Consider the following 24,469-nt stretch of genomic DNA (forward strand, 5'->3'; position numbering starts at 1 on the left):
CCCCGCCACTCGGTGGAGCCTCACGCTAGGGACACCGCTGCTCACGCAGGGCAATTGGCAGAGTGCAAGGCTGACGCTGTGTGACGAGAATGACCAGCGAATGATCTCCCACCGACCTGCGATCGCCCCGCGTCGGTGCCAACCTCTGCGGGTGGCGATCAGCGGGGGACCAGGGCGCGACCGGCCGGAGCCTTCAGGCGAGCCCGAGCTCCCGGACGTCGACGAGCTCGCCATCAGCGGCAAGGAGCCACCCTCGGCGCGGGTGCCGCTCAGCCGTGGCCGGATCCTCTCGGCGGCGCTCGCCTTCATCGACGAGGAGGGCATAGGAGCCCTGACGATGCGCCGGCTGGGCGCCCGCCTCGGCGTCGAGGCCATGTCCCTGTACCGCTATGTGCCCGGCCGCGAAGACCTCCTCGACGGCGTCGTTGACGCCCTCGTCATCGAGCTCGACGGGGACCTCGACGTGCTGCGCACGCCCGAGCACGGCTGGCAGGACTTCCTCCAGCGCATGGCGCACGGCGTCCGCCGGATGGCCATCGCCCACCCCCGGGCGTTCCCCCTCATCGCGTCCACGCCACCCGAGGCGCCCTGGCTGCGGCCTCCGCTGCGTTCGATCCGCTGGGTCGAGACCTTCTTGGCCGGGCTGCTCGCCGAGGGCTTCGACGACGAGCAGGCCGTGGCCGTCTACCGCGCCTTCACGAGCTTCCTGCTCGGCAACCTGCTGCTGGAGGTGTCCCAGCGGGGTGCCGCCCTCGGACCGCTGGACCTCGTCGAGGAGGAGGAACCTGCGAACGGCCTCTCGGATGCCCCGACCATCGAGCGCCTCAGCGCGCTGCTCGCCGACGACAACTCTCTTCAGGAGTTCGAGGAGTCCCTGGAGAGCCTCATCGACAGGATCACGATCCAGATCGTCGCCGGAAGCGGCGCCTGATCAGCCGTCACCTCGCCGGGGTGGGCTCCCGTGGTCTGGTGAGCAGGACGACGACGACGGCGACCGCCACGCCCAGCAGCGTCTCCACGCCGCGGTCGGCCAGCAGCGCCATCACCGGTCGCGGGTGTGCGAGCTGCCCCACGATCAGCGCGAGCGGGGTGATGACCAGCATCGCGGCTCCGTAGTGCCGCACGATCAGTAGCTCCGCCAGCACCTGCAGGACAGCGGTGACGGCCACCGTGCCGGCGCTGCCCAGCGGCAGGCTGAGCAGCACGCCTGCCACGACCAACCCGCCGACGGTGCCGAGCACGCGGTGCATCGCCTTGAGAAGCCGCGACGAGGGCGTGGCCGCTGACAGTGGGGCCACCGCCGCGACGGAGGCCCAGTACGGGTGGTCTCCCGTGAGCGCGGCCCCCGCGGCTCCGGCCAGGCCGGCGGCAGCCGCGCTGCCGGTCACATCCAGGCGACGCTGCCGCGCCGGCACCGGTGGTGGGGGGATCGGGGTGGCGCCGTGGGCCGCCGGTCCCGCGGACGCATCCCGTCGACCGTCCCTGCGACGTCGCCGCTCATGCTCGATCCGCCGAATCAGCGGCCCCGACGCAACGGTCAGCAGCACCCCGAACGTGGCCGTCGCCGCGGCGGTGGCCACGGCCACGCCGATCTCGCCGGCCGAGGCCACCGGCACCGCCGAGCACGCGCCCACGGCGAAGACGACGAACAACGGCCCCGGAGGGCGCCATCCCTGCCGCTGCGACAGGTACGTCGCCAGGGCCGCCCACACTGCTGTGGCCACGACCCCCAGCCAGGTGCGCGCATCGCTGGCGGCGACGACCACGCCGGTAGCCACCGACGAGACCATGACGACGGCCATGCGGACCTGCACTCGGGGGTCTGCCGAGCCGTCAGGGCGCCGTCCGTACACCGCCGCGAAGGCTCCGAAGGTGGCGTAGAGCGCCAGCTCCGTGCGTCCAGTGGCCACGAGGAGCGCCAGGGGTAACGCCACGGTCACGCCGACGCGCAGCGCGGCGGGCAGCGTTCCGGACTGCGGGGTGTGCTGGACGAGGGATCGCATCACGGCTTTCGTCCGCGACGGCTCCCCGTGGTCGCGCATCACGCCGACACCGCCTCCGTCATCCCTGACCTCCACATCTCCCTGCGCATCTCCACCGCAGCTGCGCTGGGTCCACGCTGGGTCCCCACCTGCGCGCCGCCGGTGCTGTTCAAGCGCGGACCGCTCCGCGCCGTGCGTCACCGTCGGTAGCGTAGGGGGGTGATCTCCCCCGACCGCGGCGCGCTGCGCGTGCTGCGGTCGGCGGTGCTGGCCTTGTTCGTCGTGGGACTGTCGGCAGCCGGGCACGCCCTCGGCGGAGGTCACCTCCCCTCGGCACCGGCGATGGCGGCCCTGGCCGCCGCGGTGGCGATCTGCTGCGCAGCGGCGACCCGATGGAGACTCCCCGCGGGCGCCGCCGCGGGGTTGCTGACCGCCAGCCAGGTGGTGCTGCACGCCCTGTTGGAGCGTCTCGCCCCCGCCGCGCCCGCCCACACCAGTGCCTGGGGCTCCCACGCCCCGCAGGGCCAGCCCCTGTCGTCGCTGCAGCCCCTCGACATCGCCGCGCACGGCGGTCACCCCACCCTCGTCCACGGCCTGGGGGAGCTCGCGCCCGCTGCCCCGCCGACGCTGTGGCTCGGCGGCCCGACCACCGCCGACTCGGCCATGCTGCTGGCGCACTGCGCCGTCGCGGTGGCCTTGGCGCTGGTCTACAGCCGTGGCGAGGACGCCCTGTGGGCGCTGTGCGCCTGGTTGGCGCCGCTGGTCGCCGTCGTCGTCGCCGTGGTGCTGCCCGTGCTGCCGCGGCGACAGCTGGCACCCGGCGGCGCCGTCGTCGTCGCCCGGCGACCTCTGTGCGTGCTGCGCGGTGTGCGGCGGCGCGGGCCCCCGGTGCTGGCCGCCGGCTGACCCGTGCGCGGGTGCGGCCGGACTCGAGCCACCCCCACCAGCCGCTGAGCGGCCGCACCCCTGGAGTCCTTCGTGTCCTCGACGTCCCTGCCTTCTGCCCTGCCCTCCGCACTGATCCCTGCCCGCCTGCTGTTCCGCCGCGCCACCGCGACGGGAGCCCTCGCGGCGGGGTTGCTGCTCGTGCCCGTCGCCGCGGCGTCCGCCCACGTCCACGTCACCCCCGACACCACCACCGCGGGCAGCTACGCCCTGGTCACCGTCCGGGTGCCGACCGAGTCGGACACCGCCAGCACCACCAAGGTGGAGCTCACGCTGCCCACCGATCACCCCTTCACCTACGCCGCCGTGCAGCCCGTGCCCGGGTGGTCGGTGCAGGTCACCGATGCCCCGCTGCCGGAGCCGGTGGTGGTGGAGGGGACGACGCTCACCACCGCGCCCCGCACCATCACGTGGACCGCGCAGGGCGGTGGCATCGCCCCCGGCCAGTTCGAGCAGTTTCCCGTCTCTCTGGGGGCGTTGCCTGCTGCGGGAACCACCGTGGAGCTGCCCGCCACGCAGACCTACTCCGACGGCAGTGTCGTGGCCTGGGACCAGCCCGTCCCGTCCAACGGTGCGGAGCCCGAGTACCCCGCCCCCTCCTTCACCACCACGGCCGCTGCCGGCGACGGCGGCCACCAGCACGGCGCCGACGCCACCGCAGCAGCTGACAGCTCGGCTGGCACCAGCGGCACGGCTGGCGCCGGCATGTCCAGCGGAAGTGCCGGCACGTGGCTCGGTGCGACGGGCGCCGTGCTCGGGGCGGCCGCTCTCGCGGTGTCGCTGCTGCGCCGTCGCCCCACGGCGGTGGGGCAGTGACGGATCAGGCAGTGACGGATCAGGCAGTGACGGGTCGTGCATTGACGGATCAGGCAGTGACGGATCAGGAACGGGCCACGCGCCCGCGTCCCCGCCTCCCGGCGGCGCTCGCGCTTCTGCTCCCAGCTCTGACCTCGGCGCTGCTCCTCGTGCTGATCCCGGCGCTGCCTGCGCAGGCGCACGACAGGCTCGAGTCGTCGGCTCCCGCCGACGGCGCCGTGCTGGACATCGCTCCCACGTCGGTGGTGCTGACTTTCAGCGCACCGCCGATCGGGCTGGGAGCGAAGGTGGTCGTGACTGGACCCGACGGCGCCGTCGTTTCCTCCGGCGACCCGCGCGTCGTCGATCGCACCGTCACGGAGGACCTGGCCGGTGACCTCCCGGCCGGGCAGTACCGCGTGGAGTGGCGGGTGACGTCGTCCGACGGCCATCCGGTCTCGGGGGAACTCACGTACACGGCGTCGGCTCCCGCGCCGTCGACAAGCCCGCCCAGCAGCTCGTCGACGAATGCCGCGCCTGCCACTGCGTCGCCCGCGTCACCGAGCAGCTCGCCGGCGGTCGACGACGACGTCCCGGCGGGCGCGGCGTCCTCCTCCGGCCCACAAGGCTGGGTGCTCGCGGGTGTTGCGGTGCTGGCGCTGGCCCTGGCGGCCGGGGTGGGGACGGCGCTGCGCCGTCGCCGCTGATCTCGTCCGTGATCATGGGGACTCGGCCACCACCGCCGACCTGGACGCCTACTCCGCCGCCGAACCAGCCGTCAACTCAGCCCGTGGCCGGGCCGAGTCGGCGTGCGGTTGACGGTCGCTATCTGTCGGCACGCTGATCTTGGCGATCGATCGGACCTTCCCTGCGTGGGGACCCGATCGATCGCCAAGATCGGCTCGCCGTGACGATCGATGTGCGGCGGTGCACCCCATCGACGGCCTCGGCGGCCCGAGCGGCAGTCCTGTTGGGGACGCTCCGTCCCGGTGGGGACGCGCCGCCCCGGTGTGGGCGGCCGTAGCCGGGTCTGTCCGTCCCCACCGGGGTCCAGCGTCCCCAACCCACGAGCGCCCAGAGCCCCTCGCGCACAACGTCCATGATCACGAAGTGGCCGGCGGGCGTGGCGAGGAGCGTCAGTGCTCCGGATGCAGCGGGGAGTGCCCGGCGCCGAGCTGGTGTAGCAGCTCGTGCGCGGTGTCGTCGGCGAGGTGCCACCGGCTGAGGCGCCCGTCGCGCACGCGTTCCACCAGGCCGCAGGCGCGCAGCGCGGCCAGGGCCTGCGTGGTGGTGTTCGGGGTCAGGCCGGTGGCTGCTGCCAGCACCTTCACGGGCGCACCGGGCGCGGCGTGGATGGCCACGAGCAGCTCCAGGCGCGTCGGGTCGGACAGTGCGGCGAAGCGCGCCAGCGCCCGGGGCATCCCGGTGCGCGCCGAGGCCACCGCCTCGCGCGCCGTCTGCTCCAGCGGCAGGGCCGCCGCCTCTCCTGGCGGGGCTACGCGAGCCGCCTCGGGCGGCACCGCCTGCTCGACCACGGTCACCACCCCATCCCTACGTCGAGGTCATGTGTGCGGGCACACACCTCTTGCGAACCAGCTGGTCCTAGCATCCCCCCATGAGCGCCGCCACCACGGTCAACCGGCACACGCTGCTCACCTCCAGCGGCAGGGCGGCGCTGCCGTTCCGGCGGCGCGTCGGTGCCGCGCTCGCCGTCGTCGTCGTCCTGCACCTGGTGGGGCTGTCGCTGCTGACCCTCGGGGTCGTCTCGGGGACGGCGGGGGCTGTCACCGTGGCGCTCGCGGCCACGGCCTATCTGCGTGGGCTGGTGCATGCCTTCGACTTCGACCACGTCGCGATGATCGACAACTCGACCCGCAAGTTCGTGGCCGAGGGGCGCAGCCCGGCGTCGGTGGGTCTGGCCTTCTCCCTCGGGCACTCCACGGTGGTGATCCTCACCGGGATCCTCGTCATCGCCGGGGCGGGCTTCATCCGCACCGCTCTCGATGACTCCTCCGGCGCGGCCCACGTGCTCGGGGTGATCGGGGTGTCCGTCTCGGGGCTCTACCTCGTGCTCGTGGCGGTGGCCAACCTGGCGACCTTCACCCAGGCCTGGAAGCTACGCGGCGCGCTCCGACGAGACCCCCACCTCGTCGTGCCGCCCGACGCCCTCACCCCGCGCGGTCCGGCCGCGATGCTCATGACCGCGCCCCTGCGCCGCATCCGGCACCCCTGGCACGTGTACGTCATCGGGTTCCTCTTCTCCCTGGGCTTCGACACCTCGAGCCAGATCGGCGTGCTCGTGCTCACCGCGGGGGCCGCGCTGGCCGGGGCGCCGCTGGTGTCGCTGCTGTGCCTGCCGCTGCTGTTCACCGCCGCCATGACCCTGGGCGACACCGTCAACGGCCTCGTGATGCTCAAGATGTACACGGCGGCGCAGGAGGATCCCGCGCGCAAAGTGACCTACAACCTGCTGGTCACGGGGGTGGGTATCGCGTCCGGGCTGCTCGTGGGCGCGCTCGCTGCGGCCGCTCTGCTCAGCGAGGAGCTCGGCATCAGCGGTGGTCTCGTCGGTGCCCTGACGTCCCTGGAGACCGAGCACGCCGGCTTCGTGCTCGCCGGGCTGTTCGCCGTGGTGTTCGCGGTGTCCGCCGTCGCATGGAAGCGTGCCCGAGCGTGAGCCCCGACGTCAGCGATGGCCTGCCGACCCCGCCCAGCACCCCGTTCGAGGCGGTGCTCTTCGACTGCGACGGCGTCCTCGTCGACTCCGAGCCGATCACCAACGAGGTGCTGCGGGTCATGCTGGGAGACCTCGGCTGGCACCTGGAGCCCGAGGAGTCGATGCGGCGCTTCATCGGGGTGGCGGTGGCCGACCAGGCCGACCTCATCGAGCAGCACACGGGCGTGCGCATCGACGACGCGTGGATCGCGGAGTTCCGCCGCCGCCGCAGCGAGCAGCTGGCCGTGCGGGTGCAGGCCGTCGACGGCGTCGCGGAGGTCCTCGCGGCCGTGGCCGACGCCTACGGCGAGCGCATCGCGTGCGCGTCGGGTGCCGACCGACCCAAGGTCCAGCTCCAGCTCGACACCACGGGGTTGGCGCGGTGGTTCGGAGATCGTCTCTTCAGCGGCCTGGAGCTGCCGCGCACCAAGCCCGCCCCCGACGTCTACCTGCAGGCCGCGCAGGTGCTCGGGGTCGACCCGCGCCGTTGTGCGGTCGTGGAGGACTCCCCGGCCGGGGTGCGTGCGGGCGTCGCGGCCGGCGCCACGGTGTTCGGGTACTGCCCGGGTGGACCGGCGAGCAGCACCCCGGAGGCCCTGCGCGCGCTCGGTGCCTCCACGACGTTCTCCGCGATGCACGAGCTCCCGGCTCTCCTGGGTGTCGCTCGCGGCTGACGGCGACGACGTCCGCTGGGTCACCCTCAGCGGATCCCGAGGGGCGGGCATGATGGGACACGCCGCCGCTGTCGTGGTGGCGACGCGCCGCAGCGGCTTCGGTGAGTTCTTCTCATCGCCGGACAGCGCCGTCCTGCTACGCCAGACTGGGGACCGTGGTGGGTCAGACCGACGAGGGCGGTGAGCGCCGGCGCGCGCTGCGCGAAGAGCGCTCGAGCGCCGGGCGACGGGCCCCCGGGCACGCAGCCGGGGCCGCGAACGTCCCAGCCGCCCCCCACGACCCCTTCGTCACGCCGGCCGGCGGCGGACCCGCGGTGACCCCGCCGCCCAGCACGTCGGCGCAGGCCACTCCGCCGCTGGGGACCCCGCTGCCCAGCCGCCGCGACCGCGCCGCGCTGCGCCGCCCGACCGTCCTCGACGAAGCCGCCGTCCAGGCCTCCGACACGGCCGCCTGGCGCACCTCGCCGGCCCTCGAGGACCCCCGCACCGCCAGCGCCATCTCCCGGCCCGCCCCGCTGACCCGTGCGCTGGCCCGCGCCCTCACCGAGCACCTCGACGCCCTCACCCCGCCGGTCACCCCGGCCGCGGGGGCGCCGGCCTCGCCGTCCGCCGGCGCGGCGGCGTCCGTGTACGTCCCCCGGCGTCGGTCGGCCCCGGAGATCTCGGGTCCGCTGCCCGTGGTGGGGACGACGACGACGGCGACCCCGGCGACGCTGTTCCCGCCGACGCCCACGCCGACACCAACGCCGACGCCGGCACCCCTCCCGCCGACGACACCCACGAGCCGTCGCGAGCCCTGTTGGGTCACCGAGCCGGTCGCGACCCGTCGCTCACGCCGCCCCGCCACCGGGCCGCTGTTCGGCGAGCCGCCCGCAGGGCTCCTGGACGACCCCCTGACCAGCCCCCCCACCCGCCCTCAGATCAGCCCGGTGGCCAGGCCCGCCGCCGGCGTGCCCGCCACGCAGGAGCTGCCCCCGCCGCCGCCCGCCGCGCAGGTCGAGGCCGAGGTCCGCGCCCGGGCCGCCGCCATCCCGACGGCCCCGGTGCCGCCTCCCGCGCCGGGGCGCACCGCTGCGGATCCCGCCGACCGCACGTCGGTGGTGGTCCCCACCGCCGGGCTCGCTGCTGCGCCGCCGCCGCTGCTCCCGTGGGCGGGCGCGACCGCCGCCCTGACCGCCGCCGACGTCGCCGCGCTGCGTGCGACGGTCCTGGCGCCCACCACGGCGACCCCGGCCACACCCACCGTGGCGACCCCAGCAGCGTCGGCCACAGCACCGTCGAGCACAGCACCGTCGCCCACGACGGGTCGTGCCGAGCGCAGCCAGGGCCGAGGCCGCGCCTCCGCCCGGTCGGCGGGGCCGATCGGGTCGACCAAGCCAGCCAAGTCGACCAAGTCGACAAGGCAGACCAGCCGGAGCGCACGGACCACGGGGCGCGCGGGTGCCCCGTCCGGCCCCAGCTCTCCGAACCACCCCAAGGCCCCGGGCCACGCGACCAGCGCTGGTGCTGCCGCCGGGCGCCACTGGCACCAGCGCCGAGCCCTCGGCGTGCCCGTTGGCCTGCTCGCAGCGGCGGGGGCGCTGGTCGCCGCCGTCGTCGTCGGGGTCTACTCCTCCCCACTCACCGACGGGACCTCCCTGACGTCCGCGGAGAAGCCCCCGGGGAGCAGCACCACGCCGCCCGCCGCCGACACCGCGACCGGTGGGACCTCGCCCAGCGCCGCCTCGGATGACACCGCCCAGGGCGCCGCCGCCCCGCCGGCCAGCGCCAGCGCAGAGCCGAGCAACGCTGCGCCCGCAGCCCCGGCGGCGTCGCCGTCGTCTCCGGCCGCGTCCGCGGTGTCCTCCGATCCCGCCGCCGCCCTCATCCCCACCGGCGATGTCACCTACGAGGTCTTCGGCACCGCCAAGGAGACCTACGTCGAGCTCGGCACCGCCGACTCCCGCGAGGAGCGCACCGACCTCGGCTCCACCTACAGCCAGACGATGGCTGGCTCGAAGGACTGGCCGGGCTGGTACGTCGCCGTCAGCGCCCTGGGCGACAAGGGCAACGGCAGCGTCGGGTGCCGCATCAAGGACGCCGACGGCCGTGTGCTGGAGGAGCAGACCGCGGCCGACGGCACGCTCGTCATGTGCGTGCTGGGAACGCCGAAGGGCGCTGCCTGATCCTCCCGCCGGGCTGAGCCTGCGCCGGGCCGCTGCGTACGGTGGGTGCCGTGAGCGCCGTCCCGCAGCACAGCTCGTCGACCACCCGTCAGCACGACCCGCAGCCTGACCCGCAGCGGGAGGTCGTGGACATCTGCCGCGACCTGCTGCGCCTCGACACCACCAACCCCGGTGACGGGTCGGGCCCTGGTGAACGGGCCGCTGCCGAGCTCGTCGCGGAGCTGCTCGCCGAGGTCGGCCTGGAGCCGCAGATCTTCGAGAGCGAGCCCGGGCGCGCGAGCGTCGTCGTGAGGGTCGAGGGTGACCCCGCCGGCACCGCGGAGCGGGGGGCGCTCCTGTTGCACGGGCACCTCGACGTCGTCCCCGCTCGCGCCCAGGACTGGAGCGTCCACCCCTTCTCCGGCGAGATCACCACCGCGACCACCGCCGACCCCGAGACGCCGGAGCAGGAGTTCCTCTGGGGCCGCGGTGCGGTGGACATGAAGGACATGGACGCGATGCTCCTCGCGGTGGTGCGCGACCGGGTCCGCCGCGGCGAGCGGCCCCCGCGCGACCTCGTGCTGGCGTTCATGGCCGACGAGGAGGCCGGGGGCGTCCAGGGCGCCCGCTGGCTGGTCGACCACCACCCCGGCCTGTTCGAGGGCGTCACCGCCGCTGTCAGCGAGGTCGGCGGGTTCTCCACCACCATCGGCGGCGCCGGCGGGACCGCCGGGCAGCGCGCCTACCTGCTGCAGACCGCGGAGAAGGGCATCGCTTGGCTGCGGCTGGTGGCCCACGGCCGCGCCGGTCACGGTAGCCAGGTCAACACCGACAACGCCGTCACCCGACTCTGCGAGGCGGTCGCCCGCATCGGCGCGCACCCGTGGCCCATCGATGTCACCCCCACCGTGCGCCGCTTCCTCGACGGCGTCACCGACATCACCGGTGTCGAGTTCGACGTCGACGACCCAGCCAGCCACCACCGGCTCCTCGACCAGCTCGGGACGACGGCCCGCTGGGTCGGTGCGACGCTGCGCGACACCGCCAACCCGACGGTGCTCGAGGCCGGCTACAAGCACAACGTCATCCCGGGCTCGGCGACGGCCCTGCTCGACTGCCGCTTCCTGCCCGGGCACGAGGAGCGCCTGGTGGAGACCATCCGGGAGCTGGCAGGCGAGGGCGTCGAGGTGCAGGACGTGCACCGCGACGTCGCGCTGGAGACCGACTTCGAGGTGCCCCTGGTCGACAGGATGGTGGAGGCGCTCCTCGCGGAAGACCCGACCGCCCGGGTGCTGCCGTACTGCCTGTCCGGCGGCACCGACAACAAGTCGTTCAGTCGGCTGGGCATCCCCGGATATGGCTTCGCGCCGCTGCGGCTGCCGGCGGGCCTCGACTTCGCGGGGCTGTTCCACGGCGTCGACGAGCGGGTGCCGCTGGACGCGCTCCGCTTCGGCACGAGGGTGCTGCAGCGGTTCATCGCCGCCTCTTGAGCGGCAAGCCGAACGTGCTGATCAGCAGCTGGTCAACGGCTGCTCAGCAGGTCATCAGCCTGGTCGGACCACTCTGACGATGCGTCGGCGGAGCTGCACCTGGCGTCGTCCGCCGAGGTAGAGGCGCACCCGGGTCAGCTCCCAGTGGCCGTGCTCGGCGGCCTCGGTGATGAGCCGTCGCGCCTCGCTGCGGGTGGTCTCGCGCGACATGGTGATCGTGCGGTACTCGTACTCGACGTCGGACCGGCCGGGTCGGCGGCCGCTGGCTCGGGGCGAGGGGATCTGCTCCATCACCACCCATGATGCCCACCCGCTACCGTTCGGGCTATGGCGACCGATCCGCGCGCGGCCCTCGACCGACTCGTCGCTGCGCTGGAGGCCCACCTGGCAGCGGCCCAGCGGCGGCGCGGTGAGGAAGACCCGGCGGTCCAGGACGCCTACTCGGCCCTGGCTGATGCCTTCGAGGTCTACGAGGAGGCGCTCTACGCCGCCTACGACGAGGTGACGCCGTTCGAGCTCTTCGAGGACGACGACCTCGACGACGAGGACGACCTCGACGAGGACGACGACGACCTCGACGACGAGACCCCCGAGGACGACGACCTCGACGACGGCGCGGACGCCGCCGGGGGCCTCAGCCGGCGCTGAGCCGGTCGAAGCGCCTCAGCCGGCGCTGAGCCGGTCGAAGCGCCTCAGCCGGCGCTGAGCTCGTCGAGCACCGCGCGGATCTCTGCGGGGAGCTCGAGCTCGGTGGCCGCGAGGCTGCCGAGCAGCTGGCCCGGGGTGCGTGCGCCGACCACGGCGCTGGCGACCCCGGGGTGGTCGCGGACCCACGCGAGCGCCACCTCCAGGGGGGCGACGCCGAGGCCGTCGGCGGCAGTGGCGACGGCCTGGGCGACGCGACGCGGGCCGGGGCCGAGGTAGGGCTGGACCCACGCCGCGAGGTGCTCGGAGGCACCGCGGGAGTCCGACGGGGTGCTGGTGCGGTACTTGCCGGTGAGCACGCCGCGCCCCAGCGGTGCCCAGGCGAGCACGCCGAGCCCGTGGTGGGCGGCGGCGGGCAGCACGTCGGCGTGGTCTCCCGCAAGCACGGACAGCTCGCAGCCGGCAGCCACGAGCGGCTGGCCGGCGGAGCGCGCCGCCGCCGCGGCCGTCGCGATCTGCCAGCCGGAGTGGTCGCCGACGCCGGCGTAGCGGACCCTCCCGCTGCTGACGGCGAGGGCGAGGGCGGCCGCCACCTCCTCCGGCGGTGTGGCGGGGTCCCAGGTGTGCACCATCCACACGTCCACGTGGTCGGTGCCGAGGCGGCGCAGCGACGCGTCCAGGCCCGACAGCAGGGCCCGCGCGGAGGTGTCCGGCCCCGGACGGCGCCCACGCCCGGACTTGGCGACGAGCACGACGTCGTCGCGGAGGACGACGTCGTCGAGGAGTTCCCCGAGCAGCTGCTCGGCGGTGCCACCGCCGTAGACGTCGGCGGTGTCGACCAGCGTGCCCCCGGCCTCGACGAAGGGGACGAGCAGGTCGCGCGCCTCGTCGGCGTCGGTGATCCCGTCGCCTCCCCACCCCATGGTGCCCAGGCCGAGGGACGAGACGCGCAGCCCGGACCTGCCGACGGTGCGCTGTTCCACCGCGGCAACGTACTGGAGCCCGGTGACGCTCCGTGCTGGGTCCCGGGTGAGTTGGGTCCCGGGTGAGTTGGGCCGCTGGGGCGCCCTGCGCGTCGGTCTAGGGTCGGCGCGCATGAGGCTGGCGCTGTCGCTGGGGTACTTCGGGTCCGACCGTCCGGTCGGCGAGCAGGCCGCCGACGCGCTGGCACTGGTGCAGCGCGCCGAACAGCGGGGGTTCGAGTCGGTGTGGGCCAGCGAGGCGTACGGCTCCGACGCGGTGAGCGTGCTGTCGTGGCTGGCGGGGCAGACTCGCTCGATCGGCCTGGGCAGCGCGGTGCTGCAGGTGCCGGCGCGCAGCGCCGCGGCCACCGCGATGACCGCTGCCACGCTCGACGGGATCTCCGGCGGCAGGTTCCGGCTGGGGCTGGGCGTCTCGGGTCCGCAGGTCTCCCAGGGGTGGCACGGGGTGCAGTTCGCGGCGCCGCTGGCCCGAACCCGCGCCTACGTCGCCGACGTGCGCCGGGCGTTGGCCCGCGAGCCCGGTCTGCACGGCTCCTCCCGGCTCCGGCTGGCGCTGCCGGCGCCGCGGCCCGACCTGCCGGTGCTGCTGGCGGCCGTCGGCCCGAAGAACGTCGAGCTGGCAGGGGAGATCGCGGACGGGTGGCTGCCGGCGTTCCTCGTGCCCGAGGCCGCCGGGGAGCAGCTGGAGGCGCTCGCGCGGGGCCGGGCGCGCTGCGAACTGCCCGGGGGAGCGGATCGGCCGCTCGACGTCGTCGCCACCGTCACCGCGGTGCTCGTGGAGGCCGGGGCCGACCTTGACGACCCCGCCGTCGCCGCCCCGCTGCGCGCCCACACCGCGCTGTACCTGGGCGGCATGGGCAGCCGGGAGAAGAACGTCTACGCCGAGCAGGCGGCGCGCCTGGGCCATGGCGCCGCGGCGGCCGCCGTCCAGGACGCCTACCTCGCGGGCGACCGCGCGCGCGCCGCGGCGCTCGTCCCCACCGACCTCCTGCGCGCCGCATGCCTGCTGGGGACGGCGGCCGAGCTGCGGGAACGGCTGGGCGCCTACGCCGCGGCCGGCGTGACCACGCTTGCGGTGGCCCCGATGGCCACCACCCTTCACGAGCGGGTGCAGGAGCGGCTGGCCCTGCTGGACGCGCTGGCGCCTACAACCAGCCCGACCGCTTGAACGCCCGCCAGAGCACCACGCACACGAGCGCCATGAGGCCCAGCGCGTACGGGTACCCGTACCGCCAGGCGAGCTCGGGCATGTGCGTGAAGTTCATGCCGTAGATCCCGGCGATGAGCGTGGGCACCAGGGCCATCGCGGCCCACGCGGAGATCCGGCGCGAGTCGGCGTTCTGCTGGACCGAGACCTGCGCCAGGTGCACGCTGAGGATGTCCGTGAGCGACCGCTCGTAGCTCTCCACCCGGTCCTCGGTGCGGACGAGGTGATCGAGGACGTCGGCGAAGAACGGCCGCAGTCGCTTGGTCACGCTGCCCACCTCCCCGCGCGCGAGCGACGCCACCGGCTCCACCAGCGGTGCCACCGCCCGACGCGCCTCGGAGACCTCCCGCTTGAGCCGGTAGATCTCCGCCGCGTCGACGTCGCTGACCTCGCCCCCGGCGGCGGTGAACACGCGGCGCTCGAGGTCGTCGAGGTCGTCGCCGAGGGCGTCGGCCACGACGACGAAGTGGTCGACCACGGCGTCCAGCACCCCGTGCAGCGCCCCCATCGACGTCGCGCGCAGGGGGCCGCGCGCCGCGTCGAGGGAGTACCGCACGTTCTTCAGCGGCGTGTGGCCGCCGCGACGCACGCTCACCACGTAGTGCGGACCCACGAAGAGCGTCAGCTCCCGGGTCTCGACGCTGGACGTCTCGTCGTCGTACTCCAGGGGCCTCAGGACGACGAGCAGCGTGTCGCCGTCGTAGCTGTCGATCTTGGCGCGTTGCCCGCCCACCTCGGCGTCCTCGACGGCGAGCGGGTGCAGGTGCAGCTGCGCAGCCAGGCGTTCCAGCTCGGCCGGGTCGGGCTCGTCCATGCCGATCCACACGAATCCCTCGCCGCCGGCCTGGCAGCCCTCCAGCGCGCTCTGCCAGTCGGCGACCTGCCGGTGGCCGGCTGCGTCCCACACCCAGGTGCCCACGATCACCCCTGCATCCTCGTCCGCGCGCCCTGAGATCGGCACCGAATCCAGACTCAGGCGGGACTCAGGTGGCCCTGAGGCGGCGCTGTGGCCTTGCTGCGGGTCGCCCGCCGGGGCTGCCGTAGCGTCGGGGCGTGCCCGTCCTCCTCCTGGTCCGCCACGGCCGCACCGCCGCCAACACCGGCGGTGTGCTGGCCGGACGTACCCCCGGCGTCACCCTCGACGAGACCGGCCGCGCCCAGGTCGCCGCGCTCGCGCAGCGCCTCGCCCCGCTCCCGCTGGTCCGCGTGGTGTCCTCGCCCTTGCAGCGTTGCCAGGAGACGGCCGCGGCGCTGCTCGCCGTCGCCGGACCCGAGGGCACGCCCCGACCGGAGCTGCTCACCGACGACGGCCTGTCCGAGTGCGACTACGGCGACTGGACCGGCCGCCCCATCGCGGAGCTCCTCAAGGAGCCGCTGTGGGGCGCGGTGCAGGCCCACCCCAGCTCGGTGGTCTTCCCGGGGGGTGAGCCGATGCGACTGATGCAGCAGCGCGCCCTCGACGTCGTGCGGCGGGTCGACGCGGAGGTCGCCGCCGAGCACGGGCCCGACGCCGTCTGGGCCGCCGTGAGCCACGGCGACGTCATCAAGGCCGTGCTCGCCGACGCCCTCGGCGTGCACCTGGACGGCTTCCAGCGCATCGTCGTCGACCCGGCCTCCGTGTCCGTGGTCAGGTACACCCCGCTGCGCCCGTTCGCGGTGCGCACCAACGACACCGGCGGCGACGTCACCTCCCTGCTGCCACCCCCACCGAAGCCGGCCACCACCGGCGAGCAAGCCGGCGGGCAGGACGGTGAGCAGGACGGCGACCAGCCCACCGTTCCGTCCTCCGACGCTGTCATCGGCGGTGGCGCAGGAGGCGGTCGCTGAGCGGGAGGTAGGTTCGCCACCATGCCCCGGCAGGTCTTCGACTACGACCCCCCGGAGCGGTTCGTGGCCGGCACCACGGGCCCGCCGGGGGCGCGCACCTTCTTCCTCCAGGCGCGATCGGGGGCCGCCCTCACGTCGGTGGCGCTGGAGAAGACCCAGGTCGCGGCGCTCGCGGAGCGGGTGGAGGAGCTCCTCGACGAGGTGGTCCGCCGTAGCGGCGGTGCCGCTCCGGTTCCTGCGGTGACCCCCGCCGACGCCCGCGACGACGCCCCCCTCGACACCCCCATCGAGGAGGAGTTCCGCGTCGGCACCATGACGCTCGCGTGGGACGGCGACCGCCAGCTCGTCGTCATCGAGTGCTTCGAGGTCGGCGAGGACGACGACGCCGAGGCCGCGCTGGCAGCCGGAGGCGACGACGACCCGCGCTCCCTGCTGCGGGTGAGCCTGTCCGGCGCCAGCGCCCGGGCGTTCTGCAGCCGGGCCCTCGCCGTCGTCGCCGCCGGCCGACCGCCGTGCCCGTTCTGCGGAGACCCCCTCGACCCGGCCGGGCACGTCTGCCCGCGCGCGAACGGGTACCGCCGCTGAGCAGCACCCAGCACGGCGAGGGAGACGTCCTCTCGATCCTCGCCACGGGCGAGCTGGAGGTCGTCGGCCGGGTGCTCGGCGCCTCCAACACCACGCTGCTGGCGCGGGCGAGGCTGGGGGAGCGGTCCCTGGCGTGCGTCTACAAGCCCGTCGCGGGCGAGGCCCCGCTGTGGGACTTCCCCGACGGCACCCTCGCCGGGCGTGAGGTCGCGGCGTCGCTGCTGTCGGCGGCCGGCGGGTGGGGCGTCGTCCCCCCGACCGTGCTGCGCGGCGGGGAGTTCGGCACCGGGTCGGTGCAGGCCTGGGTGGGGCCGGGACCCGACATGCCCGACGACGATCACGACGACGACGGCGCGGGGCGCACGCCCGAGCCGGGCGCGGGCGTCATCGACGTCGTCCCGCCGTCCCGCGTGCCGCCCGGGTGGCTCACGGTGGTGCAGGGCGAGGGCTACCGCGGGGAGGCGGTCAGCCTCGTGCACGCCGACGACCCGGCCCTTGCGCGGATGGCGGCGTTCGACGCGGTGGTCAACAACGCCGACCGCAAGGGCGGCCACGTGCTGCGCGGCCTCGACGGGGTGGTCTACGGGGTCGACCACGGCCTGACGTTCCACCAGGACCCGAAGCTCCGCACCGTGCTGTGGGGATGGGCCGGGCGGCCCCTGCCCGAAGACGTCATCGTGCGGCTCGAGGCGACGGCGGCGGCCCTCGACAGCGACCTCGCCGACGCGCTCGCGCCACTCATCACGCAGGACGAGGTGCTGGCGGCGCAGCTGCGCGTGGAGCGCCTGCTGGAGCGCCAGCGCTTCCCGAAGCCTCCGCCCGGTGGTCGTGCCCTGCCCTGGCCCCCCTTCTGACCGGAGGGAGGGGTCACTCGCGGTGCCGACCGCTGGGTAGGGTCGCGGGCGATGCGTCCCTGGTCAGCCCCCGCCGTCCCCGACCTCCCCGGACGGGGCGGCCCCGTGCAGCTGCACGGCACCTCCACCGGTCGGTTGCAGGTCGCAGCCCCCGGTCCGAAGGCCCGCCTCTACGTGTGCGGCATCACCCCGTACGACGCCACGCACCTCGGCCACGCGGCCACCTACCTCGCCTTCGACCTGCTGCAGCGCGCCTGGCGCGACGCCGGCCTGCAGGTGCGGTACGCGCAGAACGTCACCGACATCGATGACCCGCTGCTCGAGCGCGCCACCCGCGACGGCGTCGACTGGCGCGAGCTGGCCGCCTCCCAGGTGGAGCTGTTCGCCACCGACATGGAGGCGCTGCGCGTCCTGCCGCCCGACGCGTGGGTCGGCGCGGTCGAGGCGATCCCGCGGATCGCCGCCAGCGTCCGCGCGCTGCTGAACCGCGGCGCCGCGTACACCGTGGAGCCCGAACCAGGCTGCGAACACGGAGACGTCTACGCCGACCTCTCCGCCGACCCTGGCTTCGGCGCCGTCGCCCACCTGGCCCGCGAGCAGATGCTCGCCCTGTCCGCCGAGCGCGGCGGAGACCCGCAGCGCCCCGGCAAGCGCGACCCGCTCGACCCGTTGCTGTGGCGCGCCGCCCGCGACGGCGAGCCCCACTGGGACGGCGGCACCCTCGGCGCCGGTCGCCCGGGCTGGCACGTGGAGTGCACCGTCATCGCCGCCGACGACCTCGGCTCGGGCTTCGACGTGCAAGGTGGTGGCTCCGACCTCGCCTTCCCCCACCACGAGATGAGCGCCAGCCACGGCGCCGTCCTCTACGGCCCGCCGTTCGCGCGCGTCTACGCGCACGCCGGCATGGTCGGGCTCGACGGCGAGAAGATGAGCAAGTCCAAGGGCAACCTCGTGCTCGTCTCCAAGCTCCGCTCCGCCGGGGTGGAGCCCGCCGCGATCCGCCTGGCGGTGCTCGCCCACCACTACCGCTCCGACTGGTCGTGGACGCAGGCCGGCCTCGACGACGCCGTGGCGCGCCTCGTGCGGTGGCGCGCGGCTGTCGCCGTCGGCGGCGAGGACGACGACGCCGGCCAGCTCGCGGTGCTCGCGGACCTGCGCGCCCGCCTGCGGGAGGACCTCGACGCCCCCGGCGCTCTCGCCGTCCTCGACGCGTGGGCCTCCACCGTCCTGGCGGCGCCGGGGAGCACGGGCAGTCAGGGTGCGGGCGGTCAGCGCGCGGACCTCGTCGCGGACGCCGTCGACGCCCTCCTGGGCATCACCCTCTGACGGACTGCTCGCCCCGGATGTGGCCCCGGTTGTTCCGGTGGCGGAGAACAGGGACAGATCAGGCGCGTTCCTGACCCTGTTCTCCGCCACGGCGGGCGGAACTGGCGCGGACCGTCGGGCTTCTATCGGCCTCAGAGGCCGGTGAGGCCGTCCTTGCCCTCGTCGGGTCGTCGGCGCAGGTACCGCTCGAACTCCCGGGCGATCGCCTCGCCGGTGGCCTCGGGCAGGTCGGCGGTGTCCTTGGCCTCTTCGAGCTGACGGACGTACTCGCCGATCTCGGCGTCTTCACCGGCGAGCTCGTCGACGCCGTGCTCCCACGCGCGGGCGTCGTCGGTGAGGTCGCCCAGGGGCACCGCCTCGCCGAGCACCTCCTCGATGCGCCCCAGCAGTGCGAGCACGGCCTTCGGTGAGGGCGACTGGCCCACGTAGTGCGGCACCGCGGCCCACAGCGACAGCGACGGCAGCCCGGCGCTGGCGGCGGCCTCGGAGACGACACCGACGATGCCGGTGGGCCCTTCGTAGGTGGAGCGCTCCAGCGACAGGCGGCGCAGGAGCTCGGTGTCGTCGGTGGTCGAGGAGACCGGGATGGGGCGCGTGTGCGGGACATCGGCGAGCAGTGCCCCCATGGTGATCACCGTCTCGACGCCGAGGTTGCGGGCGTGCTCGAGCAGCTCGCCGGTGTAGCGCCGCCACCGCATCGACGGCTCGATGCCGTGGACGAGCACCACGGTGCGTCCGCTCACGGGAGCGGTGGCCGCAAAGATCCGCGTCGTGGGCCAGCTGATGCTGCGCTTCCCGTCGTCGTCGAGTGACACCTGAGGTCGGTTGACCTGGAAGTCGTGGTACTCCTCGGGATCGAGTTCCGCGACCAGCTCCGCGCCCCAGACGCGGCGCAGGTGGTCGAGCGCGCCGCTGGCCGCCTCGCCGGCGTCGTTCCAACCCTCGAACGCCGCGAGCATCACCGGCTCGGCGAGCGGGTGCTCTTCAGCTGCCACGTGTCCCTCCCGTCGGCGCCCTTCGTCTCACGGGCGCCACGCGGCCAGCCTAGGCGTGGCCTCGCCCCGCAGGTGGAGGCGGCAGGCGGCGCGCTCACCCGGCAGGACGACGACGCACCGCCCGTGCGGCTCTAGCGTGGGCCCGTGCAGGAGCGGCGCCCGGGATCGCGCGGCCGCGTCGCCGCCTCCGAGGTGTGGGTCAGGACCCACCACGCGGTGGTCGACGCGGCCCTCTTCTGCCCTCCCGCGCTGCTCCTGGCGCTGGTCTTCGCCTCCGCGGGGCAGTACTGGCAGTCGCTGTCCTCGCTGGTGCAGGTCGGCGTGCTGTCCGTGCGTCGCACCCGGCCGGTGCTGGCGGTCGCCGTCGTCGACCTCATCGCCGCGCTCCACCTGCTCACCGGTGTACTGCATCGGGGATCGGCGGAGGCCCTGCTGTTCTCGCCGTCCGACGTCGCCGTGCTCGTGGCGCTGTACTCGGTGGCAGCGCACGGGCCGCGCTGGGCTCGCTCCACCGCCCTCGTGGTGGCGCTGGCCGGGGCGCTGGGGCTCGGTGTGGCGCTGGCGTGGGCGTATAACGACCTGCGTCAGGCGCTCTTCGTGGTGGTCGCCGCGACCACCACCACCGGCGTGCTGGCCCTGCTCGCCTGGACGCTGGGCCAGTGGCGGCGCACCCGACTTGCCCACGTGAGGACGCTGGAGGAACGCGCCCGCGGCGTCGAGACCGAGCGCGAGCAGCTGCAGGCGCTGGCCGCCGCCGCGGAGCGGGCGCGGATCGCCCGGGAGATGCACGACGTCGTCGCCCATTCCCTGTCGGTGGTCATCGCCCAGGCCGACGGCGGGCGCTACGCCGCCGCGGCGGACCCGGCCGCCGCTGCCCGTGCGCTCGAGTCGATCGCCGCCACCGGACGAGCGGCGCTCACCGACATGCGCCGGCTGCTGGGGGTGCTCCGGGAGGACGGCGGCACGGTGCTCGAGCCGCAACCGGGCGTCGAGGACGTGCCCGCCCTCGTCGCCTCGGTGCGTGCCAGCGGTCTGCCGGTGGCGCTGGTGACCACGGGTGAGGTGCGCCAGCTGCCCGCCGGAGCCGGCCTCGCGGTGTACCGGGTGGTGCAGGAGGGCCTGACGAACGTGCTCAAGCACGGCGGGCCGTCGGCGCGCGCGACGGTGCGGCTGCACTGGTCACCGGGCCGGCTGGAGGCGCACGTCGAGGACGACGGCCGCGGCGCCTCGACGGCGGTCGACGGCGACGGCGACGGCATTGGCAGCGGGCTGACCGGCATGGCCGAGCGGATGGCCCTGTACGGGGGGACGGCGCACGCGGGCCCGCGCAGCGGCGGCGGCTTCGCGGTGCACGCCGTGCTCCCCGTGCCCGCCTCGGGGCGGACCGGTCATACCGTCGGCGGTCCGAGCAGGTCAGCCGACGGTATGACGGCCCCGCGCACCTGAGGTCCCTGGTACCGATGCGCCGGGCGCCGCCTGGCGCCGAAGCTGGTGGCATGACCTCGACAGCCCCTGCCGGTGGCACCCCGTTCCCCGGCCCGTCGACAGGCTCCAGTAGCGGCCTGCCGACCGCAGCCGCCACGGCCGTGGGCCTGGCCAAGACCTACGGGCGCGGACCCGCCGCGGTGCACGCGCTGCGCGGGGTGGACGTGAGCTTCTCCCGCGGGGCCTTCACCGCGATCATGGGCCCGTCAGGGTCCGGCAAGTCGACGCTGCTGCACCTGCTCGCGGGCCTGGACACCGCCACCGCCGGGCGGGTGCTCCTCGGTGACACCGACCTCACGTCGCTGTCCGACACCCAGCTGACGCTGCTGCGCCGCCAGCGGCTGGGTTTCGTCTTCCAGCAGTTCAACCTGCTCCCCGTCCTCACGGCCGAGCAGAACATCACCCTGCCCCTGGAGCTCGGCGGCACCACGGTCGACCGTGAGTGGATGGGCGACCTCGTCGACGTCCTCGGCCTGCGGGAGCGCCTCACGCACCGCCCGGCCGAGCTGTCCGGCGGCCAGCAGCAGCGCGTCGCCATCGCCCGCGCCCTCATCACCAAGCCCGAGCTGGTGCTCGCCGACGAGCCCACCGGCAACCTCGACTCCCGCTCCGGCGCGGAGGTACTGGAGTTCCTGCGCCGCAGCGTGCGCGAGCTCGGGCGCACGGTGGTCATGGTCACGCACGACGCGGTGGCCGCCTCCTACGCAGACCGCGTGGTGCTCCTCGCCGACGGCGCGCTCGCCGGGGAGGTCACCGACCCCACCCCGGAGGCCGTCACGTCGGCCCTCGACGCCCTGCGCACGTCGCTACCCGTGGCCGGTGTCACCACCGGCTCCATCCCCGTGGTCCGTGCGTCGAGTGGCCCCCTCGGCGGCCCGAACAGCGGTTCCGCCGGCGGGAACGGTCGCTGATGTTCCTCCTCACCCTGCGCCAGGCCCGCTCCACGGCGGGGCGGCTGCTCCTGGCCGGTGTCGCCGTGGCCCTCGGGACCGGCTTCGTCGCTGCCGTGCTCCTCACCTCGGCGCTGTTCACCCGCACCATCAGCGACTCGGTCGCCGCCCAGTACGCCGGCGCCAACGTCATCGTGCACGCCAACGGCGCCCCGCTCAGCGACGCGGACGTCGAGCTGCTGACCGGCACGCCCGGCATCGCCGTCGCCGAGGGTCGCGTCGACGCGGGGGTGCAGCTGGTCGGCGCAGACGGCACGGAATACACGACCCTGCGCAACACTGCCACCGCCCCGGCGCTCGCCGCGGCCGATCAGGGGCAGCTCGCCGAGGGGGTTCTGCCCACGGCGACGGGGCAGGTCGCGTTGAGCGCGTCCACCGCGAAGCGCCTGGGGGTGGAGCTCGGCGGCACGGTTGCCGTGCGCATCTACCCGCCCGCCGTCCCCAGCAGCGCGTCGAGCAGCGGGTCCTCGAGTGCGGAGCAGTCCTCCGGTGATCAGGCTCCCGTTGATACCGGCGATGCCGACGGCTCCACGACCCAGGACCCGGCGCCCATCGACACGACCGTCACCGTGGTCGGCCTCCTCCACGACCCGACCGGCGTGTTCCTCGCTGACGGCCCCGTCACCCTCGCGACGACACCCGATGCGCTTCGGTGGTCCTCTGACCAGTACGGCGACCTTCCTCCGGGATCCCCGAGGAGTGGTTTCGGCACGGTGCTGGTGGCCGAGGCTCCTGGGGCGAGCCCCGAGCAGGCGCGGGACGCCGCCGCGCGGCGCCTGAGCGCCGCGGGCATGAGCGTGCAGACCGGCGGATGGGATCCCTCGCAGGGGTGGACGGGCGACGCGCCCCCCGTCGACGTGCTCACCAAGGAGCAGATGGTCGACAGGTCGGTCGACAGCGCGCTCGACGGCACGCACATTCTCACGAGCGTGGTGCTGGCCTTCGCCGCCGTCGCCCTCTTCGTAGCGACGACGGTCATCACCAACACCTTCTCCGTGCTGGTGGCCCAACGGACACGTCAGCTTGCGCTGCTGCGCTGCGTCGGCGCCACGAAGGGCCAGGTCCGTCGCAGCGTGCTCCTGGAGGCCGCAGCCCTCGGTCTGGTGGCGTCGGCGGCCGGCGTGGTCGCCGGCACCTGCCTGGCTGCCATCGCTGCCCTCGTCCTCAAGCACTTCGCCCCGGACGTGCCCGTGCCCCGCGGTGTGGTGCTGACGCCGGTGGCGGTGCTCGCGCCGCTGGCTGTGGGCACAGGCGCGACCGTGCTGGCGGCGCTGGCCCCGGCCCGGGCGGCCACTCGCGTCTCCCCGCTGGCCGCGCTGCGGCCCGAAGCCGCTCCGGATCTGCGCACGCGCACGTCGCGGTGGCGTCTGGCGCTGTCCCTGGTCCTGCTCGTCGGTGGGGGCGCGCTCCTCGTCCTCGGGACGCTCTTCGCGGCGGGTGCGTTCTCCGAGTCCGCGGGGCTGCAGGGCACCGGGCAGGAGCTGAGCGTCTACGGCGTCGCGGCTGCCGTGCTCGGGGGCATGGCGTCCTTCACCGGGGTGCTCGTCGGGCAGGTCTTCCTCGTGCCGCGCACGGTGGCGCTCGTAGGCCGCCTGGTCTCCCGCGCCGGCGGCGCCCCAGCGCGCCTGGCCGCGCTCAACGCCGTCCGCAACCCCCGCCGCACCGCGTCGACCGCCGGTGCCCTCCTCATCGGCACCACGCTGGTGTCCCTCATGGTGGTCGGCGCCGCCACCACCAGCCGCACGCTCAACGCCGCGCTCGACCGGCAGTACCCGGTGGACGTCGAGGTGAGTTCCGTGATGCCTGGCTTCGGGGAGAGCCGTGGCATGTCGACGGCAGTCCTCCAGGGCGCCTCGGCCGCGCCGGGGCTGGGGGCTTCCGCTCCTGTGCTCACGGCCCAGCTGGCGATCGCCCCGGGTACTGACGGCGGTGGTGCTGATGCGCCGTCCGGTTCCATCGTCGACAGCGTCGCCGCGACGCGTGAGCAGTTCCAGAGCGTGCTGAGCGACCCCTCGACGGTGGCCCCGTTGCAGCGAGGGACCGTGGTGGTGCCGTTCGACATCGCGAGGCAGCTCGGGCTCGGTGACGGCGCGCCCGTGACGGTGAGGCCCACCATCTCGGAGTCCACCACGAGCGCCGACGGGACGATGGTGAGTGGCTTCACCTCGCCTGACACGAAGGCCCCGGGACTGCCGATGCGGATCGCCGTGAGTCAGGTGGGCGGTCGCGCGGTCCTCGTGGTCCCTGACGACCTGCGCTCCCTCGACCCGGCGGCGCCCACCGGTGCGCTCTGGATGCGCCTGGCTCCCGGCGCCGACCCGGTGGAGGTCTCCGACGAGGTGCAGACCGCCGTGACCAAGGCCACCGGCGACGACAGTCAGAACGCCCCCGTCTACGTCAGTGGTCTCGCAGCCCAGCGCGCCAGCTACGAGCGCGTCATCGACACGATGCTCCTCGTCGTCGTCGGGCTGCTCGCCGTCGCCGTGATCATCGCCCTCATCGGGGTGGCCAACACCCTCAGCCTGTCGGTCATCGAGAGGACCCGGGAGAACGCCGTGCTGCGCGCCCTCGGGCTCACCCGCGGCCAGCTGCGCCGGATGCTCGCCTTCGAGGGGGCACTCGTGGCAGGCGTCGGCGGGCTCCTCGGAGTGGTGCTCGGATCCGTCTACGGCTGGGCGGGCGCGGCGTCGCTGCTCGGGGGCGCCGCCAGCGCCGGCGGGAGCGCCATCTGGACCCCGTCGCTGCCGTGGGACCAGCTCGGGCTGCTGCTGGCCGTCGCCGTCGTCGCCGGGCTCCTCGCCTCGGTGCTGCCGGCGCGGCGCGCCGTCCGCACGCCCCCGGTCGCCGCCCTGGCTGACCAGTGAGC

At 74.7% G+C, this 24,469-nt stretch carries 23 protein-coding genes; 17 read left to right on the forward strand and 6 right to left on the reverse strand.

Going from position 1 to position 24,469, the window contains the following annotated elements:
- Window positions 1-232 precede the first annotated feature (232 nt).
- A complete protein-coding gene (locus BXY45_RS12000; RefSeq protein ID WP_342799551.1) occupies window positions 233-931 on the forward strand; it encodes a TetR/AcrR family transcriptional regulator C-terminal domain-containing protein in 699 nt (232 codons plus the stop codon).
- A gap of 7 nt (window positions 932-938) precedes the next feature.
- Here the strand turns inward: BXY45_RS12000 and BXY45_RS12005 are convergent, their stop codons facing one another.
- A complete protein-coding gene (locus tag BXY45_RS12005; RefSeq protein ID WP_146211173.1) occupies window positions 939-2,003 on the reverse strand; it encodes an FUSC family protein in 1,065 nt (354 codons plus the stop codon).
- A 198-nt stretch (window positions 2,004-2,201) separates the two neighbouring features.
- Here BXY45_RS12005 and BXY45_RS12010 point away from each other — a divergent pair, with 198 nt between their 5' ends.
- The 3 genes from BXY45_RS12010 (at window position 2,202) to BXY45_RS12020 (ending at window position 4,429) form a co-directional block, all read left to right on the forward strand.
- The gene (locus BXY45_RS12010; RefSeq protein ID WP_109774750.1) at window positions 2,202-2,888 is read left to right on the forward strand and encodes a hypothetical protein; all 687 of its coding nucleotides are present in this window, start codon (window positions 2,202-2,204) and stop codon (window positions 2,886-2,888) included.
- Between the two features lie 72 nt (window positions 2,889-2,960).
- Entirely contained in the window at window positions 2,961-3,743 is a 783-nt protein-coding gene (locus BXY45_RS12015; RefSeq protein WP_211319508.1) for a YcnI family copper-binding membrane protein, read from the forward strand.
- 56 nt (window positions 3,744-3,799) lie between these two features.
- Window positions 3,800-4,429 (forward strand): copper resistance CopC family protein, encoded by a 630-nt coding sequence (locus BXY45_RS12020; RefSeq protein ID WP_170131475.1) that lies wholly within the window; start codon window positions 3,800-3,802, stop codon window positions 4,427-4,429.
- Between the two features lie 429 nt (window positions 4,430-4,858).
- Here BXY45_RS12020 and BXY45_RS12025 read toward each other — a convergent pair whose 3' ends face one another.
- Window positions 4,859-5,263, reverse strand: a complete 405-nt coding sequence (locus tag BXY45_RS12025) for an ArsR/SmtB family transcription factor (protein ID WP_211319509.1) — start codon at window positions 5,261-5,263, stop codon at window positions 4,859-4,861.
- 74 nt (window positions 5,264-5,337) lie between these two features.
- Between BXY45_RS12025 and BXY45_RS12030 the strand changes: the two genes are divergently transcribed.
- The 4 genes from BXY45_RS12030 to BXY45_RS12050 all read left to right on the forward strand — a co-directional run bounded on the left by BXY45_RS12030 (window position 5,338) and on the right by BXY45_RS12050 (window position 10,746).
- Entirely contained in the window at window positions 5,338-6,399 is a 1,062-nt protein-coding gene (locus tag BXY45_RS12030) for a HoxN/HupN/NixA family nickel/cobalt transporter (protein ID WP_109774752.1), read from the forward strand.
- On the forward strand, window positions 6,396-7,112 hold the full coding sequence (locus BXY45_RS12035; RefSeq protein ID WP_218566923.1) for an HAD family hydrolase: 717 nt from the start codon (window positions 6,396-6,398) through the stop codon (window positions 7,110-7,112). The genes BXY45_RS12030 and BXY45_RS12035 overlap by 4 nt, the downstream gene beginning before the upstream one ends.
- 155 nt (window positions 7,113-7,267) lie before the next feature.
- Window positions 7,268-9,277 carry a hypothetical protein gene (locus tag BXY45_RS12045; RefSeq protein ID WP_146211174.1) on the forward strand — a complete coding sequence of 670 codons (2,010 nt, stop codon included), beginning with the start codon at window positions 7,268-7,270 and terminating at the stop codon, window positions 9,275-9,277.
- 50 nt (window positions 9,278-9,327) lie between these two features.
- Entirely contained in the window at window positions 9,328-10,746 is a 1,419-nt protein-coding gene (locus BXY45_RS12050; protein ID WP_109774825.1) for a M20/M25/M40 family metallo-hydrolase, read from the forward strand.
- Window positions 10,747-10,800: 54 nt separating this feature from the next.
- On the opposite strand, the gene BXY45_RS12055 is transcribed toward BXY45_RS12050, so the two are convergent.
- Entirely contained in the window at window positions 10,801-11,037 is a 237-nt protein-coding gene (locus BXY45_RS12055) for a DUF5703 family protein (protein WP_109774826.1), read from the reverse strand.
- Between the two features lie 36 nt (window positions 11,038-11,073).
- Here BXY45_RS12055 and BXY45_RS23285 point away from each other — a divergent pair, with 36 nt between their 5' ends.
- Window positions 11,074-11,394, forward strand: a complete 321-nt coding sequence (locus BXY45_RS23285; RefSeq protein WP_109774756.1) for a primosomal protein — start codon at window positions 11,074-11,076, stop codon at window positions 11,392-11,394.
- 44 nt (window positions 11,395-11,438) lie between these two features.
- Here the strand turns inward: BXY45_RS23285 and BXY45_RS12065 are convergent, their stop codons facing one another.
- Window positions 11,439-12,374, reverse strand: coding sequence for an aldo/keto reductase (locus BXY45_RS12065; RefSeq protein ID WP_109774757.1), 936 nt, complete (start codon window positions 12,372-12,374; stop codon window positions 11,439-11,441).
- A 112-nt stretch (window positions 12,375-12,486) separates the two neighbouring features.
- Here BXY45_RS12065 and BXY45_RS12070 point away from each other — a divergent pair, with 112 nt between their 5' ends.
- Window positions 12,487-13,542 carry an LLM class flavin-dependent oxidoreductase gene (locus BXY45_RS12070; RefSeq protein ID WP_109774758.1) on the forward strand — a complete coding sequence of 352 codons (1,056 nt, stop codon included), beginning with the start codon at window positions 12,487-12,489 and terminating at the stop codon, window positions 13,540-13,542.
- Here the strand turns inward: BXY45_RS12070 and BXY45_RS12075 are convergent.
- The gene (locus BXY45_RS12075; protein WP_211319510.1) at window positions 13,520-14,506 is read right to left on the reverse strand and encodes a magnesium and cobalt transport protein CorA; all 987 of its coding nucleotides are present in this window, start codon (window positions 14,504-14,506) and stop codon (window positions 13,520-13,522) included. The genes BXY45_RS12070 and BXY45_RS12075 overlap by 23 nt on opposite strands.
- Window positions 14,507-14,634: 128 nt before the next feature.
- Between BXY45_RS12075 and BXY45_RS12080 the strand changes: the two genes are divergently transcribed.
- Genes BXY45_RS12080 through mshC form a run of 4 tightly spaced genes read left to right on the forward strand, consistent with a single transcriptional unit; the run spans window position 14,635 to window position 18,173 of the window.
- Window positions 14,635-15,408, forward strand: coding sequence for a histidine phosphatase family protein (locus tag BXY45_RS12080; protein ID WP_109774760.1), 774 nt, complete (start codon window positions 14,635-14,637; stop codon window positions 15,406-15,408).
- A gap of 21 nt (window positions 15,409-15,429) precedes the next feature.
- Complete coding sequence (locus BXY45_RS12085; protein WP_109774761.1) at window positions 15,430-15,993, forward strand: DUF3090 domain-containing protein; 564 nt, start codon at window positions 15,430-15,432, stop codon at window positions 15,991-15,993.
- On the forward strand, window positions 15,990-16,847 hold the full coding sequence (locus BXY45_RS12090) for an SCO1664 family protein (protein ID WP_425468324.1): 858 nt from the start codon (window positions 15,990-15,992) through the stop codon (window positions 16,845-16,847). The genes BXY45_RS12085 and BXY45_RS12090 overlap by 4 nt, the downstream gene beginning before the upstream one ends.
- A 51-nt stretch (window positions 16,848-16,898) precedes the next feature.
- Window positions 16,899-18,173, forward strand: coding sequence for a cysteine--1-D-myo-inosityl 2-amino-2-deoxy-alpha-D-glucopyranoside ligase (gene mshC / locus BXY45_RS12095; protein WP_109774762.1), 1,275 nt, complete (start codon window positions 16,899-16,901; stop codon window positions 18,171-18,173).
- Window positions 18,174-18,304: 131 nt separating this feature from the next.
- Here mshC and BXY45_RS12100 read toward each other — a convergent pair whose 3' ends face one another.
- On the reverse strand, window positions 18,305-19,132 hold the full coding sequence (locus tag BXY45_RS12100; protein ID WP_109774828.1) for a PAC2 family protein: 828 nt from the start codon (window positions 19,130-19,132) through the stop codon (window positions 18,305-18,307).
- A 180-nt stretch (window positions 19,133-19,312) separates the two neighbouring features.
- Here BXY45_RS12100 and BXY45_RS12105 point away from each other — a divergent pair, with 180 nt between their 5' ends.
- The 3 genes from BXY45_RS12105 to BXY45_RS12115 are packed head-to-tail and all read left to right on the forward strand — an operon-like array spanning window position 19,313 to window position 24,467.
- Window positions 19,313-20,614, forward strand: a complete 1,302-nt coding sequence (locus BXY45_RS12105; protein ID WP_109774763.1) for a sensor histidine kinase — start codon at window positions 19,313-19,315, stop codon at window positions 20,612-20,614.
- 50 nt (window positions 20,615-20,664) lie between these two features.
- Window positions 20,665-21,564 carry an ABC transporter ATP-binding protein gene (locus BXY45_RS12110; protein WP_109774764.1) on the forward strand — a complete coding sequence of 300 codons (900 nt, stop codon included), beginning with the start codon at window positions 20,665-20,667 and terminating at the stop codon, window positions 21,562-21,564.
- Window positions 21,564-24,467: an ABC transporter permease gene (locus BXY45_RS12115; protein ID WP_109774765.1), complete on the forward strand. Its 2,904-nt coding sequence runs from the start codon at window positions 21,564-21,566 to the stop codon at window positions 24,465-24,467. Before BXY45_RS12110 ends, BXY45_RS12115 begins: the two co-directional genes overlap by 1 nt.
- The last annotated feature ends 2 nt before the right edge of the window (window positions 24,468-24,469 follow it).

It is taken from the genome of Quadrisphaera granulorum, assembly GCF_003149145.1.
GTDB lineage: Bacteria > Actinomycetota > Actinomycetes > Actinomycetales > Quadrisphaeraceae > Quadrisphaera > Quadrisphaera granulorum.

Coding starts and splice junctions, on each gene's coding strand:
- BXY45_RS12115 (WP_109774765.1), top strand. CDS start 21,564: ATGTTCCTCCTCACCCTGCGCCAGGCCCGCTCCACGGCGGGGCGGCTG.
- BXY45_RS12055 (WP_109774826.1), bottom strand. CDS start 11,037: ATGGAGCAGATCCCCTCGCCCCGAGCCAGCGGCCGCCGACCCGGCCGG.
- BXY45_RS12070 (WP_109774758.1), top strand. CDS start 12,487: ATGAGGCTGGCGCTGTCGCTGGGGTACTTCGGGTCCGACCGTCCGGTC.
- BXY45_RS12005 (WP_146211173.1), bottom strand. CDS start 2,003: ATGCGATCCCTCGTCCAGCACACCCCGCAGTCCGGAACGCTGCCCGCC.
- BXY45_RS23285 (WP_109774756.1), top strand. CDS start 11,074: ATGGCGACCGATCCGCGCGCGGCCCTCGACCGACTCGTCGCTGCGCTG.
- BXY45_RS12100 (WP_109774828.1), bottom strand. CDS start 19,132: ATGCTCGCGGCGTTCGAGGGTTGGAACGACGCCGGCGAGGCGGCCAGC.
- BXY45_RS12030 (WP_109774752.1), top strand. CDS start 5,338: ATGAGCGCCGCCACCACGGTCAACCGGCACACGCTGCTCACCTCCAGC.
- BXY45_RS12085 (WP_109774761.1), top strand. CDS start 15,430: ATGCCCCGGCAGGTCTTCGACTACGACCCCCCGGAGCGGTTCGTGGCC.
- mshC (WP_109774762.1), top strand. CDS start 16,899: ATGCGTCCCTGGTCAGCCCCCGCCGTCCCCGACCTCCCCGGACGGGGC.
- BXY45_RS12110 (WP_109774764.1), top strand. CDS start 20,665: ATGACCTCGACAGCCCCTGCCGGTGGCACCCCGTTCCCCGGCCCGTCG.